Source organism: Pelagimonas sp., assembly GCF_058892305.1.
The window spans coordinates 36,422-55,633 of sequence record NZ_JBZXVN010000077.1 but is presented as its reverse complement, the minus strand read 5'-3'; the positions used below and the strand labels follow the sequence as shown (position 1 = coordinate 55,633).

At 49.9% G+C, this 19,212-nt stretch carries 24 protein-coding genes; 4 read left to right on the top strand and 20 right to left on the bottom strand.

Annotated features, from left to right (window positions below; all coding sequences use genetic code 11):
* The 4 genes from AC5EFR_RS23090 to flhA form a co-directional block, all read right to left on the bottom strand.
* Positions 1-291: hypothetical protein (locus tag AC5EFR_RS23090; RefSeq protein WP_493578038.1), on the bottom strand; the 291-nt coding region annotated here is incomplete at its 3' end.
* The gene (locus AC5EFR_RS23085) at positions 288-1,379 is read right to left on the bottom strand and encodes an EscU/YscU/HrcU family type III secretion system export apparatus switch protein (RefSeq protein WP_493578037.1); all 1,092 of its coding nucleotides are present in this window, start codon (positions 1,377-1,379) and stop codon (positions 288-290) included. The genes AC5EFR_RS23085 and AC5EFR_RS23090, both read right to left, overlap by 4 nt.
* A gap of 6 nt (positions 1,380-1,385) precedes the next feature.
* Positions 1,386-2,153, bottom strand: coding sequence for a flagellar biosynthetic protein FliR (locus tag AC5EFR_RS23080; RefSeq protein WP_493578036.1), 768 nt, complete (start codon positions 2,151-2,153; stop codon positions 1,386-1,388).
* Positions 2,150-4,228 (bottom strand): flagellar biosynthesis protein FlhA, encoded by a 2,079-nt coding sequence (gene flhA, locus AC5EFR_RS23075; protein ID WP_493578035.1) that lies wholly within the window; start codon positions 4,226-4,228, stop codon positions 2,150-2,152. The genes AC5EFR_RS23080 and flhA overlap by 4 nt, the downstream gene beginning before the upstream one ends.
* Here flhA and AC5EFR_RS23070 point away from each other — a divergent pair.
* Positions 4,155-4,376, top strand: coding sequence for a hypothetical protein (locus AC5EFR_RS23070; RefSeq protein ID WP_493578043.1), 222 nt, complete (start codon positions 4,155-4,157; stop codon positions 4,374-4,376). The genes flhA and AC5EFR_RS23070 overlap by 74 nt on opposite strands.
* Before the next feature lie 327 nt (positions 4,377-4,703).
* On the opposite strand, the gene AC5EFR_RS23065 is transcribed toward AC5EFR_RS23070, so the two are convergent.
* Genes AC5EFR_RS23065 through AC5EFR_RS23025 form a run of 9 tightly spaced genes read right to left on the bottom strand, consistent with a single transcriptional unit; the run spans position 4,704 to position 9,254 of the window.
* A complete protein-coding gene (locus AC5EFR_RS23065) occupies positions 4,704-5,207 on the bottom strand; it encodes a flagellar basal body-associated protein FliL (RefSeq protein WP_493578034.1) in 504 nt (167 codons plus the stop codon).
* Between the two features lie 9 nt (positions 5,208-5,216).
* A complete protein-coding gene (gene flgH / locus AC5EFR_RS23060; RefSeq protein WP_493578042.1) occupies positions 5,217-5,945 on the bottom strand; it encodes a flagellar basal body L-ring protein FlgH in 729 nt (242 codons plus the stop codon).
* Positions 5,946-5,952: 7 nt separating this feature from the next.
* Entirely contained in the window at positions 5,953-6,369 is a 417-nt protein-coding gene (flgA, locus tag AC5EFR_RS23055; RefSeq protein ID WP_493578033.1) for a flagellar basal body P-ring formation chaperone FlgA, read from the bottom strand.
* Complete coding sequence (flgG, locus tag AC5EFR_RS23050) at positions 6,369-7,154, bottom strand: flagellar basal-body rod protein FlgG (protein WP_493578032.1); 786 nt, start codon at positions 7,152-7,154, stop codon at positions 6,369-6,371. The genes flgA and flgG overlap by 1 nt, the downstream gene beginning before the upstream one ends.
* Positions 7,155-7,164: 10 nt before the next feature.
* The gene (locus tag AC5EFR_RS23045) at positions 7,165-7,878 is read right to left on the bottom strand and encodes a flagellar hook-basal body complex protein (RefSeq protein WP_493578031.1); all 714 of its coding nucleotides are present in this window, start codon (positions 7,876-7,878) and stop codon (positions 7,165-7,167) included.
* Between the two features lies 1 nt (position 7,879).
* Positions 7,880-8,149, bottom strand: a complete 270-nt coding sequence (locus AC5EFR_RS23040; RefSeq protein ID WP_493578030.1) for a flagellar biosynthetic protein FliQ — start codon at positions 8,147-8,149, stop codon at positions 7,880-7,882.
* Positions 8,150-8,152: 3 nt separating this feature from the next.
* Positions 8,153-8,446, bottom strand: coding sequence for a flagellar hook-basal body complex protein FliE (gene fliE / locus AC5EFR_RS23035; protein WP_493578029.1), 294 nt, complete (start codon positions 8,444-8,446; stop codon positions 8,153-8,155).
* A gap of 26 nt (positions 8,447-8,472) precedes the next feature.
* Complete coding sequence (gene flgC, locus AC5EFR_RS23030; RefSeq protein WP_493578028.1) at positions 8,473-8,862, bottom strand: flagellar basal body rod protein FlgC; 390 nt, start codon at positions 8,860-8,862, stop codon at positions 8,473-8,475.
* A 17-nt stretch (positions 8,863-8,879) separates the two neighbouring features.
* Complete coding sequence (locus tag AC5EFR_RS23025; protein WP_493578027.1) at positions 8,880-9,254, bottom strand: FlgB family protein; 375 nt, start codon at positions 9,252-9,254, stop codon at positions 8,880-8,882.
* Between the two features lie 86 nt (positions 9,255-9,340).
* Between AC5EFR_RS23025 and AC5EFR_RS23020 the strand changes: the two genes are divergently transcribed.
* Entirely contained in the window at positions 9,341-10,705 is a 1,365-nt protein-coding gene (locus AC5EFR_RS23020; RefSeq protein ID WP_493578026.1) for a FliI/YscN family ATPase, read from the top strand.
* 25 nt (positions 10,706-10,730) lie between these two features.
* On the opposite strand, the gene AC5EFR_RS23015 is transcribed toward AC5EFR_RS23020, so the two are convergent.
* From AC5EFR_RS23015 to AC5EFR_RS22985, 7 genes are all read right to left on the bottom strand, one after another.
* Positions 10,731-11,543 carry a DUF1217 domain-containing protein gene (locus AC5EFR_RS23015; RefSeq protein ID WP_493578025.1) on the bottom strand — a complete coding sequence of 271 codons (813 nt, stop codon included), beginning with the start codon at positions 11,541-11,543 and terminating at the stop codon, positions 10,731-10,733.
* A complete protein-coding gene (gene flbT / locus AC5EFR_RS23010; protein ID WP_493578024.1) occupies positions 11,540-11,944 on the bottom strand; it encodes a flagellar biosynthesis repressor FlbT in 405 nt (134 codons plus the stop codon). The genes AC5EFR_RS23015 and flbT overlap by 4 nt, the downstream gene beginning before the upstream one ends.
* Positions 11,941-12,318: a flagellar biosynthesis regulator FlaF gene (gene flaF / locus AC5EFR_RS23005; protein WP_493578023.1), complete on the bottom strand. Its 378-nt coding sequence runs from the start codon at positions 12,316-12,318 to the stop codon at positions 11,941-11,943. Before flaF ends, flbT begins: the two co-directional genes overlap by 4 nt.
* Before the next feature lie 77 nt (positions 12,319-12,395).
* Positions 12,396-13,682: a flagellin N-terminal helical domain-containing protein gene (locus AC5EFR_RS23000; protein ID WP_493578022.1), complete on the bottom strand. Its 1,287-nt coding sequence runs from the start codon at positions 13,680-13,682 to the stop codon at positions 12,396-12,398.
* A 172-nt stretch (positions 13,683-13,854) separates the two neighbouring features.
* Complete coding sequence (locus AC5EFR_RS22995; protein WP_493578021.1) at positions 13,855-15,078, bottom strand: flagellin N-terminal helical domain-containing protein; 1,224 nt, start codon at positions 15,076-15,078, stop codon at positions 13,855-13,857.
* 202 nt (positions 15,079-15,280) lie between these two features.
* Positions 15,281-15,628 carry a flagellar protein FlgN gene (locus AC5EFR_RS22990; RefSeq protein WP_493578020.1) on the bottom strand — a complete coding sequence of 116 codons (348 nt, stop codon included), beginning with the start codon at positions 15,626-15,628 and terminating at the stop codon, positions 15,281-15,283.
* Positions 15,621-15,890: a rod-binding protein gene (locus AC5EFR_RS22985; RefSeq protein ID WP_493578019.1), complete on the bottom strand. Its 270-nt coding sequence runs from the start codon at positions 15,888-15,890 to the stop codon at positions 15,621-15,623. Before AC5EFR_RS22985 ends, AC5EFR_RS22990 begins: the two co-directional genes overlap by 8 nt.
* Positions 15,891-16,001: 111 nt before the next feature.
* Between AC5EFR_RS22985 and AC5EFR_RS22980 the strand changes: the two genes are divergently transcribed.
* Positions 16,002-18,524, top strand: coding sequence for a flagellar hook-length control protein FliK (locus AC5EFR_RS22980; RefSeq protein WP_493578018.1), 2,523 nt, complete (start codon positions 16,002-16,004; stop codon positions 18,522-18,524).
* Between the two features lie 9 nt (positions 18,525-18,533).
* The gene (locus AC5EFR_RS22975) at positions 18,534-19,211 is read left to right on the top strand and encodes a flagellar hook capping FlgD N-terminal domain-containing protein (RefSeq protein ID WP_493578017.1); all 678 of its coding nucleotides are present in this window, start codon (positions 18,534-18,536) and stop codon (positions 19,209-19,211) included.
* The last annotated feature ends 1 nt before the right edge of the window (position 19,212 follow it).

Sequence of the window (19,212 nt, the reverse complement as noted above, 5' to 3'; positions counted from 1 at the left end):
AAATTGAGCTCTTTTAAGGCTTTCCCCTTCAAGGGCGCGAGCCATCGCAGCTTCACGCAATAGGTCGGCCCGTCTACGTATCAGCCAGCTTTGCCAGAGAGAGTCCGCACCAACCGCTCGCCGTGCCGTTAGGTTTTCTTCGTCGGTTTGTACCGTTTTTCTTAGAACATCAATTTGATCTATTTCCTCTTCTATCCTATGACGTTCTTCGACGTTCGCGCGATGTGAAGCCATGGCTTTTTCCTTCATCACCGACGTTACTTTGACTAATTCAACTAGATCGGTTTTCATAACCATCCTTTAGTGCGCACCTTTTCGCGCATGTTTTGTGCGAAGCGAATTGCTGCCGCCACCGGTTGATAGTGATCAGGGTCAACTTCTTGGCCAACGTCAACGGTCGCAAACAGTGCCCGAGCTGTTGGCGGATCTGAATGAATTGGAACACCTGCTTCAGTGGCAACCTCTCGAATTCTTAAAGCAATTTCGTCAACACCTTTGGCCACACATTCAGGCGCAGTTCCAGGCATTCGACTCCATTTCAAAGCTACTGCGTAATGCGTTGGGTTAACAATTATGACATCCGCATTCGGGACTTCGGCCATCATCTGGTTGAGCGCCAGTTCCTGGGCCTTCATTCGTCGGTGCTGTTTTAAATGTGGGTCACCCTCAGCTTCCTTCATTTCATCCTTTAACTCTTTGAACGACATTCGGTTTTTACGAATGTGTTCAGCTCTCTGCCAAAATGCATCAATTCCACCGATGGTCATCGCGATTAGAACGACAATGAACAAAAATTGAGTAACTAAAGAAAGGATCATCATGAAAACCTCTCCGGGTGAGGTTCTGACAGTTCCGATTATTCCGTCAAGTTGATTTCGAATGAACAATGTAAGTAAAATGGAGTAGATGGAAAGTTTTGCAAAACTTTTGAAGAACTCAAATAACCCTCTGCGACCATATTTATTTTTTGCGTTCTCCAAAGGTGACAAGCGGGAGCCTTTTGGCTTTAGTTTCCCACTGGAAAAAACGAAACTACGCGTTGCAAATAAGGTCAAAAGAACAAAGGCAGTGGGAGCCAGTAGCAATGGAAGAGCCTGTGCTAATCCGGCTGACAAAATTTGGCCAGAAATAGGTTTTGCATTCCCGTCAAAGAACAAAGATGTCATTCTTTCTGGCTGTTCCAAGAAGGGAAGTAGGACGTTTGCGAAGTTTGTGAGACTATGACCGCCGAAAGAAACAGCACCGAGCAATAAACCCATGTAGCCCATGGCTGTTAGAAGATCAGTGGCCCGCGGTATTTCACCTTTCTTGCGTGCGTCATCCAGCTTCTTTTGGGATGGTTCATGGCTTTTTTCGCCGCTCTCGTCCTGCTCTGCCATAAGATGCTACCTAAAAGGTGCGGCTAGAAAGCCGTCCATAGCATGAATCCAAACAGTCAGCATCAGGGGTGCTGATACAAGTAAAAAAGCAATAGCCCCGAAGGTGATTACTGGCGCACCAACAAATGCTACCATTAGCTGGGGCATTGCTTTGTTGATGACCCCGAGAGTCAGGTTGTAGAGAACGGAAAGGACCACAAAAGGAGCCGCCAGGGTAAATGCGAGGGCAAAACATTTTGCGATTTGTGCGCTTCCGGCCTCTGCAATATCGGCCGGGATAGGAAACTGCAAAGCCGGGAGTATGTCATATGAGAGCAATAAAAAGGCAGCGGCCTTTACGTGAAATCCCGTTACCATCAAGAGAGCCAGAGCTGCAATTGCTAGTATGTTGCCGACTGCTGGCAAAGGGTCCAAACCGGATTGTCCTAACAATTGGGATAAAGAGGTTGATTGAGCTGCAATTGCGCCGGCGGTTTGGATCGCTAGAGTAAATGTTCTCAGCATGAGCCCCAGGAAAAGCCCAGACAGTGTTTCTGTTGCTAGGGCTCTCAGAAAGAAAAACAAATTTGGATCAGGTATTGCGAGCTCCGTCGATATGGCCGGAGCGACTGTAACAGTGAGTAACAAGGCAACAATGAGCCTAATACGTGTAGAAATCATTTGCTCGCCGAACGCGGGCATCACGGAAACCGCAGCGGCGACCCTCAGGAAGACAATAAGAGAAACCCACATTGAATGGGATAGACTTTCCACAAGCGGCAAAAGGTTGGTCACGCCGCGACCACCCCTACAAGCGTCGGCTTGGCCTCCACACCGATTTCTTCAAATGACATCACAGGGTTTGTAATACCCTTTGCCGCCATAACAGTTCGGATGAAGCGGCGGCGCCGGGCGGATGTTACGACAGCGGGCAATACTCCTCGGCTTCCCGCTTCCCCGATTTGCTCGGCGAGACCATTTGTTAGTGCTTCAAAGCGGTCCGGCGGCAAAGCCACATCCAGCGCACCTTGTCCGCCGTCAATTTGGTAGGTTGTAAAGGTTTCTTCCCACTCAGGAGCCAGCTGGATTAAAGGAATTGACCCGTCCTCACGTCGCATACCAGCAACCAGTTGAAAGCCCATTCTCTGACGAACGTGCTCACAAATCAGGTCGGGTCTGGTTTGTTGGCCGCGCATTTCGGAAATGGCTTCTAGAATGAGGGGAAGGTTTCTAACGGAAACTTGTTCATCTAAAAGCAACCGGAGCACTTGGTGTAACGTATCTATTTGAACTTTTTCGGGGATCAATTCATCTATCAATTTCCGGTTCGCATCTGCGCGACCTGAGTTGGTCAGATTGACCATTTCATCTAGTAGACGCCGCAGAGACTTGAGGGTCAGTAAGCGACCGAAATTCCTACGAATAACTTCAAGTAGATGGGTGGCCAGCACCTCGGCCGGGGACACAATTGTAACACCGGTGATTGAGGCTCGCTCTTGATCTTCTGGCCGAATCCAGCGGGCGGGTGCTCCATAAACAGGCTCAGTAACATCCTCACCACTCGGTAGGGCATTGTTGCCCTCTGGAACGAGCGCAAGTACTAAATCCGAGTTCAAAACTCCTCTCGCCATTTCTACGCCATGGATTCTGATAACGTAGGTACCAACTGGTAGCGCGGATGCATCGGTGAGGCGTATCTCTGGTAAAATCAAACCAAAAGTTGACGCAATGTGGTTTCGCATATTGGCGATACGCACATCCAGTCCGGTCCCGGGGTCCAGTGCCATATTGACGAGATCCGGTGCAAACTCGACATGAATGTCGTCCAAATCCAAGACGTCTCCCATTGGTCGGATTGTAGGTTCAACCGGTTCGTTTTCTACCTCATTTGTCTCTTCTTCGGTGTTTTTCTGAGACAGCCACCAAGCCGCCCCACCAAGTAGACATGCCCCTGCAATGAATGGAACAAAAGGCAATCCAGGGACCAAGGCGAAAAGTGCCATTAGTACCGCTACAGTTGCTAGTGCCGCAGGGTGACGCCCAAGTTGGTTCGCCACGGCAACATCCGCCGCAACATTGGATCCCCCACGGGCCAGCAACAAGCCGGCAGCAATAGAAATAATGACCGCGGGAATTTGGGAAACTAGACCGTCGCCGACTGTTAGAATAGCATAGGTTTCCATGGCGCTGCCCAGGGGCATGCCATGAACTACAACTCCCATGATCATTCCCATTACCAGGTTAAGCCCCGTAATCAACAAGCCAGCGACCGCATCGCCTTTCACAAATTTCGAGGCACCATCCAAGGAGCCAAAAAACGTTGTCTCTTGCTGTTCAGTATCGCGTCGCTGTTTTGCCTCAGCATGATCGATTGCCCCAGCAGACATGTCGGCGTCGATAGCAAGTTGCTTGCCAGGCATAGCATCAAGGGCAAACCTTGCGGAGACCTCGGCCATTCGTGCAGAACCCTTTGTGATGACGGCGAAGTTTACGATCATCAGGACGCCAAAAACCACAAGGCCAAGGAAAACACTTCCGCCCATGACGAAGTTAGCGAAACCTTGAATGACTTCGCCGGCTGCATGAGTTCCTGTGTGCCCTTCACCGATAATCAGTTTTGTGGAGCTAACATTGAGTGAGAGACGCAGCATAAGAGATGTTAGTAGAATGGTCGGGAATGCCGAAAAATCGAGCGGTCTCTCAATAAAAAGAGTGACGGTGAAGATAAGAATCGCAAGCCCAAAGGAAGCGGCAAGACCGACATCCAATACCCAGGAAGGCATTGGAAGGATCATCATGACGATGACGGCCATCAAGGCCAACGACATGAGGATTGTTGGATTGAACAGAGACGAAGACTTAGGTTTCATATTCAACCTTCAGGCCATGTGTTCTTGGGAAGGAAGGGTCAAGGCGGTCGCTACTGCATTGGAAGTTGCAATCAAACGTCCTTGGGGTGCCTTTTCCGTAGATACTTCGTTTGCTAACCATTTTGTCGCTCCCAGCTCTCTGCTCTGACAGGCTAGAAGGCAGCAGTTTATTTTTAGTAAGTTTTTTTCTAAATTTTTTTGGCGCGCATTGAGAGGTCAACCGCTTATGAGACAGCCTTTCAGGGCGTTACTGGACGCTGATTGAAAACACGCCAAAGGACAATCTAATGAAGTAATCGAAGTTCGGCCAAGCTCCGATTATTGGTAGTTTGACCTGCAAACCCCTTGGCGTTCGACCGAAAGCGCACCGGACCAGACCATGTCTTCAATCCAGATGAAACCTAGCTTTTGGGCCCGGGCTATGTGGCATGGGAGAATGCTTGTGTATTTTTAGACAGACACAATTGGGTGAATGCTAAGAATCCTGACGCGCGATTTCGGTGACCAGAACGTCGGATAAATCGCTTCCAAGAACGGGCTTTGCGGCTTCTAGGAGGGCAGTTCGCAAAATACTCATGCGGTCGTTGCTTGTAAAAGTTCCTTCAAAACCGCCAATGTTTGCATGATCAAAAAGGACTTGCAGGAAAACATCCCTCAGTTTGGGCTCTCTTGCATAAACCACTTCAGTGGTCCCAGACGCGACTTCGACACTCAATGAAGCAACAACAAGTGCCTTGACACGATCTGGCCCGACAACGGGGATGACAAACTGATTGTTCAGTTTGACATACTCACGCCCTTCGGCGGGCCCATCATTTTGCGTATCAGGGCTTTCGTGTTTAACTTCCTCTGTAGGCACAACACAGTCGGCAGCAGCATGAACGTCTTCTGCAGTTGGTTCGGGCATCAAGAAGAGGCCCGCACCAACGCCTGCACCAGTTCCGAGCAGAGCCAAAATAATTGGTAAAAGCTTGCGCATGTTGCCTCCTTAGAAGGGTAAAACGACGTCCAGAACTTGCTGGCCGATACGAGGTTGTTGCATGTCACTGATCTGGCCGCGGCCCCCGTATGAAATACGAGCACTGGCAATTTTGTCGTAGGTGATCTCGTTTTGACGCGAGATGTCTTCTGGGCGGACATAGCCAGAAACCAGGAGCTCACGCATTTCAAAGTTAACACGAACTTCTTGAGCACCTTCAATCGCGAGAATACCATTGGGTAAAACGTCTGTTATCGTTGCTGCGATCCGGAGTGTTAGAGTTTCGCTGCGTTTAACAGAGCCGCTTCCATTGGATTTACTGCTGCTTCCTAAATCGACGGCGTTGTCCAAGCTTGCACCGTCAGTGATGCCCTGGTTTATCCTCTGAGGAATTCCAAAAAATTGAGGAATTTCGAGACTTTCAGATCCAGACCTCGAACGATTTGTACTATTCGAAATTTCGGCACTTTCGTCAATTTCGATGACTACAGTCATAATATCACCGCGTTTTATAGCCCGTCGGTCACCCAACAATGAGGTTTGTCCGCCGCTCCACAACGAGGCCGCTTCTGACTTTCGGTTCAAGGGTGCGGCGTCAGGGATTCCAGACGCGATCATAGCGACACGTTCAGGGCTCTGGGTCGGTGGTGTAAAATCTGGGGGCTTGCCTATATGATTCATACGTCCGCACGCCGACACAAGCAAAATCAAAGCAAGAAGGCTGATAGGTCTCACAATATTGTCCTTAATTGGTTACCAATACAGAACCGTTTTCGGCAACAGTGCCAAAAAGTACCGTCTTGGAATCTGTATTCATGACGCGGATACGCTCTCCGGCTCCAGCGCGGGCCAAGGCTCGGCCCTCTGCCGCGATTCTCAAACCGCCCAGTGAAAAAATAAGCTCAACCATTTGATTCCGTTCAACCAGTGCCGGGCGTCCAACTTGACCGAACATCACCGCGCGCCCGGGGTAAATTGCGACCCGCGCCTCTTGTCCAATGACTTCTCCGAGGAATGCATAGGCCCCGTCGACGTCCGCAGGTTCCGACCGAACATCTTCTGCAGTAATGAGTTGTTGTGGGCGTATTGATCTTGTCGCGACGATGGTGTCCGCCGCGACTTGGCTGGCCAACAACGGCAATATGGCGAACAGAGTTTTCATTAGCGCACCTGGCTGGTTGCGCTCAGCATTTGGTCGGCTGCTGAAATGACTTTGGAGTTAAGCTCGTATCCGCGCTGGGCTTCGATCAGATCAGTGATCTCCCGAACGGCATCGACTGAGCTGTCTTCCAAGTATCCTTGGCGCAACGAGCCCAATCCATCTTGGCCGGGTGTTGTTTGTATGGCCGGACCAGAGGCCTCAGTTTCGGTGAACATATTGGAGCCAATCGCTTCGAGGCCCTTTGGGTTGGTAAAGCCGGACATGGTAAATTGCCCCAATAGTTGCGCTTCCGCGTCTGCAGCGAAATAGGCAAAAACTTCTCCCTCGGGGTTGATCGAGACGCTTAGCGCATCGGATGGGATGACGATTTCAGGTGAAACCGGGAAGCCATCGGACGTGACAATCAAACCCTCGCCAGTTCGTTTTAGACCACCATCTCGGGTGTACGCTGTTTGGCCTGAGGGAAGAGTCACTTCGAGATATCCGGCCCCCTCAATGGCGACATCCAAGTCACCCCCAGTTGCGGACAAAGACCCCTGAGACAGCTGCACAGAGACTGCGGAGGGTCGGACGCCAAGTCCAAGCTGAATTCCTGTTGGCAAGACTGTGCCGTCCGAAGCATTAACTGTGCCGGCTCGAGTCATTTGTTGGTAGTGCAAGTCGGCGAACTCGGCTCGACGCGGGTTGTAGCCCGTCGTGCTCATGTTTGAGAGGTTGTTGGAAATAACCTCGACCCGCATTTGTTGGGCGCTCATGCCCGTTGCAGCAATTTTCAACGCTCGCATATCTGCCTCCTTATTTGATGAATGCCTTCAGAGCGGATCTGACCCGCTCATCTTCTCTTTCCATGAAGCTTTGGCCCAATTCATAGGCGCGCTGGACTTCGACCATACGTGCAACCTGAAGGATTGGATCCACATTGGACGCTTCAACAAAACCTTGCATTACCCGTGGGTTTTCAAGTGGTTCAAAACCTTCGTCAGCGCGGAACAAGACCCCGCCCTCGCGCACCATTTGGCGTTCGTCCAATGGGCGGACAACGCCGATCTGGCCGATGGCGCGACCAGCGCTGCTAAGGGTGCCATCCCGCCCAATCGCAAGATCGTCAGATTGAGGTGGAACAAAAACTGGCGTTCCGCCAGCATCGAGAACCGGATAACCATCCGGCGTCACCAATGTTCCTTCTGCGCTTGGGGAGAACGCTCCGGCGCGGGTAAGGCGCGGGCCGTCTGGGGCTTGGATTAAAAAGAATCCGTCGCCCTCGATTGCCATATCAAAGGTGCCGCCCGTTTGCTCGAGGGTCCCTTGAACATAGGATGTGTTGCGAACCCGTGCAGATGCCATAGCAACGCCGGAAACACCGTCTCCTTCCGCGACATATTCTGAGAAGATAACGCCTTCTTGGCGAAAGCCACTGGTATTGGCATTGGCGATGTTGTTCGCGATCACCTGCATTTCACGCATCAAGCCAGTTTGGCGCGATAGTGTTGTATAGCCTGCGGTTTCCATTTTAACCTCCGGTGATGATCGGGATGATCTGGTTCTGAAAGAAATCCACCAACGTGCGTGTCATGAAGCTCATCGAAATCCAAAACACGGCGACGATGGCGAGAAGCTTTGGTACAAACGTTAGGGTCATTTCTTGGATTGACGTCAGAGCCTGAAACAACCCAACTCCGACGCCTGCAACCAATGCGGCTGACAAAATCGGGATTGAGGTGATGGTGGCCACCCAAAGGCCTTGGCGTAGAGTGTCAAAAAAAATGGCTTCAGTTAACATCGGTCAAACTGGCATTCGAAGAATTTCTTGATAGGCTTCGACAACCTTGTCACGCACTGCAACGACGGTTTCGACGGCTAATTCAGATTGGGCCAATGCCTCAACCAACGCATGTGGATCGGCATCGCCGACCATTGTACCCTGAGAGGCTGCCTCTGCTTGACGCAGTGTACTGGCAAATTCATCGGCAAATTTTGAAAACTGAGCTTCAGCAAGCGCCGGGGCTTCGGGTTTCGGTTCCATTGCTGGCATGGATGCTGCATATTTCTGAGCAGCAAAAAGTGATCGGACGTCCATTCTGGCCTCCTGTTTTAAATTAAAGATTATCGACGCAATAAATCCATCAACCCAGTCGACATTTGACGTGTTTGGTCAAACATCTTGAGGTTGGCTTCATAGCTGCGCTGGGCTTCTCTTGCGTCGGCGATTTCGATTATCAAATCGACGTTGGAGCCTTCATAATGGCCACTCGCATCAGACAATGGGTGCGATGGATCATGGATTCGCGCCAAGTCGGATTTGTCCAAATTAGGTTTTCCTGCTTGAACGCGCGCCAATTGGGAACCGGCCTGTTCAATCTCGAAGGGAATGGTTTTCCTGCGATATCCAGGCGTGTCGGCGTTGGCGATGTTTTCTGAGACAATGCGCAATCTATTTGCTTGCGCGCGCAAGCCGCTTGATGTGACGGATAGGGCGTCCGAAAAAGCACTCATATTCAGCTCCTTACTTGTTACCGGCCAAGGCTGGTTCGCAAAACGGACAGACTGCTACGGTAGATTGCAATCGCCTTGTCGTGGTGGCGTTTCGCTTCAACAGCCTTGACCATTTCTTCTTCGAGAGAGACGGTGTTACCGTTAGGATCCAATGCGGATTTGACTATTGAGCCATCAACACTGCGATCCGACTGTCCGTGTAAATGTGACGTCCGGGTAGCTTTCTGACTGGTTAAAGCACTGCGCAAAGTATCTTGAAATTTAGGCATTTCACGTGCGCGATAACCGGGTGTGTCGGCATTGGCGATATTTTGCGAACTCAAAGCTTGCTGGTTACCAGCATGCTTTGCCATGGCCATCGCCGTTCTAAAGATGTCCAAGTTTTGGAACATCGGGGCTTCTCCCTCGATTTGTTTCAACCAAGGCTTAACCCTGATTCCTTTAGAAACAGTTTGCAGAGAAATGAATGGAGTGACCGATGGAAGAAGACATTGCCGGCCTTCGGGCCAGAATCGCACAGATGCAACCAGTCAAGGCCGTGGGTCGTGTTCAGGAGGTAGATGGAACAACCATCTGGGTAAAGGGGTTGGCAGAGGATGCATGTATCGGTGATCGTTTGCGCCTCATACGACCCGAAGGAGAGCTGGGTGGAGAAGCACTCAGAATCCGGGATGATCTTGTCGCAATGTTGCCAGATGAGGCAGCAGACGGCGTATCCAAAGGCGATCGTGTTGCCGTGCTGGGCCCTCCAACCTTGGCGCCCTGTGATAGTTGGATTGGGCGTGTTATTGATGCGTACGGTCGGCCCCTAGATGGAGCTCCGTTAGGCCCTGGGCCCCGTCGCAGGCCCTTTAGAGCCAGTCCGCCTCCTGCAGCAGCTAGGCGCCAACTGGGCGATCGCCTTGCTACTGGCTTGTCCATTTTCGATACTCTGTTGCCAATTGTTAAAGGTCAAAGAGTCGGCCTTTTTGCGGGATCTGGTGTTGGCAAATCTCGATTGCTGGCCCAATTGGCGCAGGGTGTGCAAGCAGATGTTGTTGTACTGGCTTTGGTGGGGGAGCGCGGAAGAGAGGTTTTAGATTTTGTTAGCAACGTCCTGGGGCCGGAAGGCATGGCGAGAAGCGTTGTCGTGGCGGCAACATCCGACCGATCACCGCTTGAACGACGCCGTTGCCCGCTAGCGGCCATGACCATAGCTGAGCATTTCCGTGATCAAGGTCTACACGTTCTATATTTAGCTGATTCTATAACTCGTTTCGCGGAAGCTCACCGCGAAGTTGCTATCGCGTCAGGCGAACTTCCTGCCCTTCGCGGGCACCCGCCGTCTGTCGCGCATCAAATAATGCGGTTGGCGGAACGTGCTGGACCTGGAGTTTCTGATGCCGGTGACATCACCGCAATTTTCAGTGTTCTAGTCGCTGGTTCGGATATGGATGAACCGGTTGCTGACATTCTCCGTGGTGTCCTTGATGGACATGTTGTTATGGATAGGCAAATTGCGGAACGAGGTCGCTACCCTGCAATTGATCTGCTGCGCTCAGTATCCAGAAGTCTTCCCGAGGCTGCTGACTATAAGGAGAATGAGATAATCAGCCAGGTTCGACAGCTACTAGGGGCATACGCGAAATCTGAAACGATGATCCGGGCCGGTTTGTACAGTGATGGGGAGGACCCGGTATTGGATCAAGCAATTCGGGCCTGGCCAGAAATAGACAAGTTTCTAGCCGAAAAATCTCCAAACGGACCTACGGCGTCGTTTCAAAAGTTGCAGCTTATTCTTCGAAGGGCCAATATTTCTCCCGCAAAGCGACCACAACAAAGATCAATAGTACAAAGTCAGTAGGGGGAGCTCCCCCCACTGCAAATTTCTAGCCGAAAAGAGAGGTTCGGGGAATTTGCTGGAGCAACGTTACTGCCACTTGATTCGAAGATGACGCCGAGAAATTTTTAATTTGGCTTTGGAGCAGATAGGTTTGAACAATTTTGTCCATTACTTCGGGATCAGAGAGTTGATCTATCTCACTTACACCAAACCGAGATTGCGTCTTGTCGCGCAGTGTCTCCAACTGTTTGTCCAAATCTAGTTGGGCAAAGCTGCTCGGTAGGCCAAGAGCCGTTTCAAATACAGTTCTGATTGGCGTGGTCCCCATAACACGAAACCATTTCGTGTCATCTGTTCCGTCAGAACCGGCTATTTCCGGAAGGTTGCGTTCGAAATTCATGGATAACCGTAGAGTTTCATCTTGGTTTCCTACGGAAATCTCAAACTCTTGTGCCCGGTATTTTGTCAAAATCTCATTTGGAAAACCGCTTAGAGACGTCCGTGAGCCTAGCGGCGAGTCGAACGCAAAAGCCTTGGTCAATGATTTATAACGCTCATCGGCCATTCTATTTGCGAGTGACCCGGAATCTGAAATCCCTTCTTCCAATATCTTTTTTATAAAGAACTTGTTGTCCAAGTCATCTTGTAGCCCGAATGCACCGAGCGCAACTTTTAGCAAGCGTCGATCGGAAACTAAGTCTTCTGCGGTCTTGATATTCGCGATATTGGACTCGAAGTATTCAGTATCGCGAGATAACTCTGCACCACTATTAAAAACGCTCTTCTGTGATGCTTCGGTTGACTTAAGAAACTGCCAACCTACTAGTCCGGACCCAACTATTACAGGTTGAAAACTCATAGCTGTCTCGCGGCCAGAAGCCGATCCTCACGTGGAATTAATGAACGCAGCGCTTTTAGGCATTGGTAGAATTGATCTCCCAACAACGCTTCGGTTGCTTGAGAAAGAAGGCGCCTACTGTCAGAATCAACCAAAATGTGGCTCAGTTCTTCTATGCGTGGTAGCAATTGTTGGCGGGCGTCAACGACATCTGTGTCACCAGTAAGAATCAACTGGGCCGAATAGCACAATCGGCGCACAGGTGTTTTTGCGTCATCAGGATGAATTGCATCACGCAGCCTTAAAACATTTGCATTTGGGGTTATAATTGACAAACGACTACGTCTGTCACCGTTTTCAATGACGGCGCCATTGATAAGAACGCGTTCACGGGGTCCCAGTTTTAGTACCAGTCCGCTCATTGTTTTTTCCTCCGACCGCTCAGCCCCTTGAGGATGGCTGCGTTTATTTCCAATAATGGTGCAAGACGTGCTTTTCGTGCGAGAACTTTGCCCGTGTGTTGTTGAACGAATTCAGCAAGATAAAATATTTGTGCACGCAATTCCTGAGGCAGGGCATTGTCCGTGTCTGCCACATCGACAGCTAGAGTTGTCCACAGTCGTTGATTGTCGGACAGTGCTTCAACCAGCTTGGGATAAGATCTTGGACCGGCTTCAGCGGATGATTTTATTCGATGCGTTACCCGCGCTATCAATTCGTATTCTGTACCGCGAGGCGTTTGCGTGGTTCGTGCGTTTTGCGAGTAGCCTCGGTGGGCTAAGGACTGGGCGTTCACTTCATAACCTTCTGGCTTGAATGATCAGGATATTAATGAAGGAAGGCCGGTATTGATCCGGCCTTCCGAGTTCCGAGTTAACGGAAGAGAGACAACAGCTGCTGCGGTGCTTGGTTGGCAATCGACAGGGCTTGAACGCCTAGTTGTTGCTGAACTTGCAACGCCTGAAGACGTGCAGATGTTTCTTCCATATCTGCATCAACAAGAGAGCCAATGCCGGATTTCAAAGCATCGGTTAGCCCAGAGATAAAGTCTGACTGAGTTTCGATACGGCCTTGAACAGAACCAAAGTTGGCTGCCGAGTCCACGGCGGTTTGGATAAACCCTTCAATTGCGGTCAGAGCAGAATCAACACCCTCTTGGGTTGTCACATCAAGCGATGCAAGTTCGCCTAAACCACCACCGATACTGGTACCCGTAGCCAGGTAAGTGTCAGCCCGCAATGTGATGTCATTGCCTGTCGATGTCGTGTTGGAAACCGTAACCGCACCCGTCGAAGAATTGAACGACATGGACAGGTCGTCAGATGACAGACCTTCGCCAGCAATATGTGTCTGGAGCGAGTTGTTCAAGTTGTCAAAAACATCCTGAGCGGTGTCACCTTCACGAGCAACATACATGATTTCAGAAGGGCGCCCCGTTGCCGAACTGGTGTTCGCTGAGGAAAAGTCACCTGCACCGCTGGACAGCGAGATGGAATACCCTACTCCAGCTGCGACTTCAGATGTGACAATTGTAAAGTCAGTGGTATCAACGCCCGCAAGTGCATCAGTAGCGCCAGCGGCTGTACCAGACATGTGCACGCCACCTGTCGCCTGCGCGCCTCCCGTGATTGTAGCAGCGGTTGTACCGAGGTCCTGCTTTGAAACAGAAATATCGGACGCAGAGACGCCTGTTGACGAACGATCAAGAGAGGCCAGAACGTTGATAGTGTCTGAACCTGCTGTTGTCTCCTTGTTGTCCAGCAAGTTCAGGCCATTGAACTGAGCTGCACCAACAACTGCCCCGATTTGGTCTCGTAGTGCGGAAATATCTGTTTGAATCTTGTCTCGGTCGACGTTTTCTTCTTGGGCGGCAACAATTTTCCCTTTGATGTCCGTCAAAAGATCCGTCACAGTTTCGGAAGCTTGGCGAGCAACTGCAACGGTAGACTGGCCTAGGTTAAGACTGTCGGAAATGCCTTTGAACCCTTTGACGTCCGCTTCCATTACCTTGGAGATGGCCCAAACGGCGGAATTATCTTTGGCGTTTGCAACAGACTTACCTGTCGAGATTTTCGACTGGGTATCAGCCATGTTCGAGTTAATAGATTTTAGGGTTTGCAGCGCAACCATTGCGCCGTTATTCGTCAGGATACTAGACATTTGTATCATCCTTTGATTGGTCAGCGCTTTGCGCTGGTTACGTTTGCCGAAACCGGCATTTCAACGTCTTTCTGACGGATGCAGACCCATCTTAGCGGACTGCGCCACCTTGCACGGTGCGAAGGAATCTAAGCGAGGAAGGGTCGGCTATTACCCCTCCTCGCCCCAGTATTTAGCGGAAGAGAGACAACAGCTGTTGTGGTGCCTGGTTCGCGATTGACAGTGCTTGAACACCAAGCTGTTGCTGAACTTGAAGCGCCTGCAGGCGTGCCGAGGTTTCTTCCATATCGGCATCAACAAGCGAGCCAATACCTGATTTCAAGGCGTCAGTCAGACCGGAGATAAAATCGGATTGAGTTTCGATGCGCCCTTGGACGGAACCGAAGTTTGCGGCCGCATCAACGGATGTCTGAATCAAGCCTTCCACACGGATCAGTGCTTCATCAACACCGGCCTGAGTAGTGACATCAATATCAGCAAGATTGGCCAGTCCACCACCGACGGTACCGTCGCTTTCACCTGATGCTGCCGATTGGAAAACATCAGCAGTTGCAACTGTGATTGAAGCGCCAGAATTATTGGTCATTTCAATTTGACCAGTCGTGGCATTGGTTGCAAATGACACGTCAATCTCATCGATGGCAGCTTGTTCGTTAAGTGCATCGACCATTTTATTGGTAACGTCACCAAGAGTGTCGCCATCGCGTGCCACATACTGAACAGGATCGGAGAATGTTAAACCACCGGCCACGACTTCATAAGACATACCTGCTTCTGGAGTGCCAGTGAAGGTAATTGCCAACGCGGTCGCACCATCGGCAATGGCACTGTTGGAACCACCAGTGTTTGTTGTACGGGTACCTGCTGTTTGAGCAGTTGACCCCAAGTCCTGTTTCGCAACACTGATGTCCGAAGCTGCAACGCCTGAAGATGATCGATCAAGTGACGCCAGAACATTGATCGATCCTGAGCCGGCAGAAGAACCTGTGTTTTCAAGTAGGTTTAAACCATTGAATTGCGCGGCTCCTACAACAGCCCCAATCTGGTCACGAAGAGCGTCGATATCAGTTTGGATCTTGTCGCGGTCAACGTTTTCTTCTTGAGCGGCAACGATCTTCCCTTTGATATCTGTTAGCAGATCGGTAACAGTCTCAGACGCTTGCCGTGCAACCGCAACGGTCGATTGACCAAGGTTTAGGCTGTCCGAAATACCCTTGAAGCCTTTGACGTCTGCTTCCATCACTTTCGAGATGGCCCAAACTGCAGAGTTGTCTTTGGCGTTTGCAACCGACTTACCGGTCGAGATTTTCGACTGTGTATCGGCCATATTCGAGTTGATTGACTTTAGAGTCTGCAGCGCCACCATGGCGCCGTTGTTCGTCAGGATGCTAGACATTTAAAAAGTCCCTAGTTTTTAAAAGCGCTTTTGCGCCGGTTGCATTTGCCGCGAGCGGCACCTCTGACGTCTTTCTGACGGTTGCAGCCATGGGCATATCCAAGCTGCGCCACCTTGTTTTGGTGCAGGGTCAATTTGAACCGGGATTACTAACGGAGGCCTAAGAACACTTGCAAAGATCCGTAGGATTTGAGGTAAATCTTCATGCTCTGCGCTCAAGTTTCTTTTCTTGAGGCGCATCAATTGTCATTCGACGACCATAAGCGTCATAGGTATCCATTGACCGGCGCACGCGTTGCAAATCTCCCAATCGGGATGCAACATTGCGTATTCCAGCCAATGCTTGATCAAATAATTCTTGATTGCGACGCATACCGTCCTGAAGTGGTGCTAGTTCTTGGGGGGAAATTTTTTGCTCGGTTAGCTTGTCTGCCAGAGCTTCTTTTATTTCTAGCAATTCGGCGATTTGATCAAAATCACCAGCAAGAAGAGCCGCACGCTCAGCTTGTAAAAGTAGCTCAAGCTGCTCAGTTAGTACTACATCAGTCATTCATTCTCTCCTTCAGTGCATCAAAAATCGACTCAGCCAACCCTATGCCTCCGCTTTTTGCCATTTCGCGAGCCTGCTCCATCCGCATAAATGAAGCGAATTGGTCTTCTCCTGCACCTCCTCCGAACCCTTCGGGTGTCTTTCCAATTCCAGCAGATTTAAGCATTTCAGCCAGAAAATTCGCCTCAAGCTCTTGTGCAGCCTTCTTTAAGCTTTGATCTTGGCTTGAAAGAGTTGCCGGTAGTGCGGAATGTATTTCCATCGCAAATTACTCCAATTCGACTCACTTGATTGACTTTGAGCAGAACGCGGTAAAGAACCAGTAAGGAAGTTTGGTTTAGAACGTGAGCAAGGAAGAATTCCCGGAGCTCACATGCTTACACAATTGACTAGCCTTTTAGGGCTCACCCAAACTCCTGAGAACGCACAGGGCAAAGAACGCGTTGGCGTGGATATCGATTTCGCGCAAGTGTTTTCCAGCCTTGAGGAAGATGCGGGTTCTGATGATGGTGATTTACTCACGGCATCGGAGGAGGGTTCAAGTGACGAAAAGGTCGCAGAACCTTCTGAAAACATTGAGTTAAGTGAAGAATCTTCTGGTGACGGGGAACGTGTTGAAGATCATGTTGCTATTGATGCAGCCTCAAGGGTAGATGGCGATGACTTCGAAGCCCTAGTACTATCCGAACATGGGGTTTCCGCTGTTGTGGATAGAGATTTCGATCCTACGGCGGTTCGGACTGCGCCGATTCCCAGAACCGAGCCTGATTCGCGGAGCGTTACCAGAAACGCCTCAGCGGATGAAAAGGGTTATCAAGAAACTGAAACTACACCGTTTGAGGTTTCGGACAACCACAAGTTCACCTCTATTAACCAAGAAGTTGGGCGGATTGACAAAATACCCGATGCGCGTGAGGAAAACCTATCCAATCTACCTCAGACTGTTGGCAAACTTCGGTTTCAGGCCGATGTTTCTGCTACTCAAATGGCTCAGTCCCCAATTCTCAAATCAGGGGAGGACCAAAAGTCAATTCCGATGACGCCCTGGGTTCCAAATAGTGATGAGAAGGAAGATTTTCTCGTACCGTTTTTTTCCAACAGGAAAGCGGCACCTGTTTTGCCAGTAAATGAAGATTTGCATGAAAAAATTGGAGTAGATGTCTCTCAAGACCAGAAAATATTGTCAATTGAATCGCAGGGTGAGCGAGAATTTTCCCAAGCAAACTCTACACAAAAAACAGAACGCATTGATACACTACCTGCGATTCCCGACGTTGGAGAGAACGCGCCTATTCTTGAACGTCCTTCTGCGAAAGCTCAAGAAAACACATCCCACTTAGGGAACACTCGGTCACAGGACATTGGACCGATCACGCCGGTTTCAGGAGGAAATACGTCTATTTCTGAGCCAATAGTGACCCGAACGACTTTTCTGGATAGTGGTGTTCGACAGGTGATTCCGACTTTCACCAGCGATGAAATTCGGCTTGATCAAGGAGGTGATTTGCCTGCAGCGTCGGCTGGAGAATCTAAGGTATTAAAGGTGAATGTCGGCAGCAGCGACTTGCGGCCTTCAGGTTTGAATATGGTTTTTCCGACAGAGGCTCAAGGCGAGACACCCTCTAGACAAAAAGTCGATCTGGGTGCTTTGCCTGAAAAAATGGGAATAAGCGAAACTCTAGCCGATCCGGAGCAGAAGTTCGAAATAAATCAAGTTTTTTCAAGAAATACATCTGGGAAAGAACCACAATCTCAAGCGCCTGTTCCCGCACCTGTTTCGCAGATAGAAACATCCCAACCTAAAAAGGCCGGGATAACGGTTGAACAGCCCGCCCATAGGCCCAGTGCAACAAAAAGCATTCAAATACCAATGACAATGTCTCATCCAAGTGAGACGAAACCCCAAAAGGACGTTTTGGAAATAACTCGACCATCGGAGCAACCGAGGAGACGGGTTATTGAAGGAAATAGTATTGAGATTTTCCCAATCCGTCGAAAACCGGAAAAACTGATGGTTTCTGACGGCGAAGTTGAAACAAAGCCCCCATTTTTAGTTGGGAAAAATGTTTCATCAGACAAAACCTCTGAGGTAATTCAGGTTTTAGCCAAAGATGCTCTGCGGTCCGAGATTGAGGCAAAACATGAAATAGGTCTCATTGACGATTCAATTGATGAAAATCCAAAAACTGCCACCATTGATGAACGGGAGGTCAGAGAAGAAGCACCCAAAGTATTGTCGAACGGAACAGCACCAACTGCGGTTCCTTTTGCTGGCAATTTGGAAAAAGCAGCGCTTCCTGATGTTCGCGAAAAAAATACAATCAAGCCAAATCAAAGTATCTCGGAAGCTCCTGATCAAAAACTTTTGAATCAGGTGCCTGTAAGTGTAAATCATCCGTTTTTGGTTGGCTTGGATGATGATGTAGATGGTGCAGAGTTTTCCGCTCTTTCTATGTCTTTGGAGCCTCGTCAGACGTCTTCGATCAGCCCTGGATCAAATCCATTGCCAGCTACGCGGCACGACGTCAGCCACATGATACGTCAAATAAGTGATGGTATCCAGAAGATGTCGGAAGGAGGTGTCGAGTTGCGCCTCAGCCCCGAAGAACTTGGGCCAGTCAGGATGCAGTTTTTCCAGAGCGAACAAGGGCTAAGCGTTCATATCGCAGCTGAAAGACCAGAAACACTTGACCTGATACGACGTCACATCGACCAACTGGCCAAAGATCTGGCTGAAAGCGGCTTTGATGCGGCCGGCTTTACCTTTGGTGAACAAGGCGCTCAGGGTGACCAAGACCAATTTGGAGCATCAGGCGGTGAGACTGGAATTGAAGATCAACCTCAACCGGATCAACCAGTTTCTGTCGTTCATGACGGCCTGGATATTAGAGTATAAGGACGTAAAATGACCGATATTAGTGCAATCCATTCGACATCTAATAGCTCTGCGGCTACGGCCAAGAACAGCTCAACAGCTAGCTCAGCAGATATGTTGAGTTCAGATTTTGAGACGTTTTTAAAGATGATGACGGCGCAGGTTCAAAACCAAGACCCTATGAATCCAATGGATTCCTCAGAATATGCATCTCAACTTGCCACGTTCTCGTCTGTTGAGCAGCAGGTTCTAACTAATGATTTGTTGAAAGAGATGGGAGATATGTTGGGGGGCAATGCGCTTCAACAATTTGGTAGCTGGGTTGGGATGGACGTTCTTGCTAGCGCGCCGGCTTACTATGCAGGGGAGCCCGTGCCCCTGAGACCAGAATTTGCGAATGGGGCCGAGAAAGCGACGCTCGTAGTTAGAAACTCGGACAATGAAATTGTCCAAAAGCTCGAGTTCCCAGTTGGCCAAGAGGAGGTGCTGTGGGCTGGAATCGATGATGCCGGAGTGCCTTTTCCTAACGGAATCTATCAATTTGAAGTCCAAAGCCACAAGGGAGGCGAGCTGCTAGACACGACTATCGCGTCACACTACGATTCTGTTGAAGAGGTCCGAAACCAAGGGTCAAGCGTCACCTTTACACTTTCAAGTGGAATTGAAGTCGCGCCTTCAGATGTAAGCGGTCTTCGCTCTGGCGTTTGAG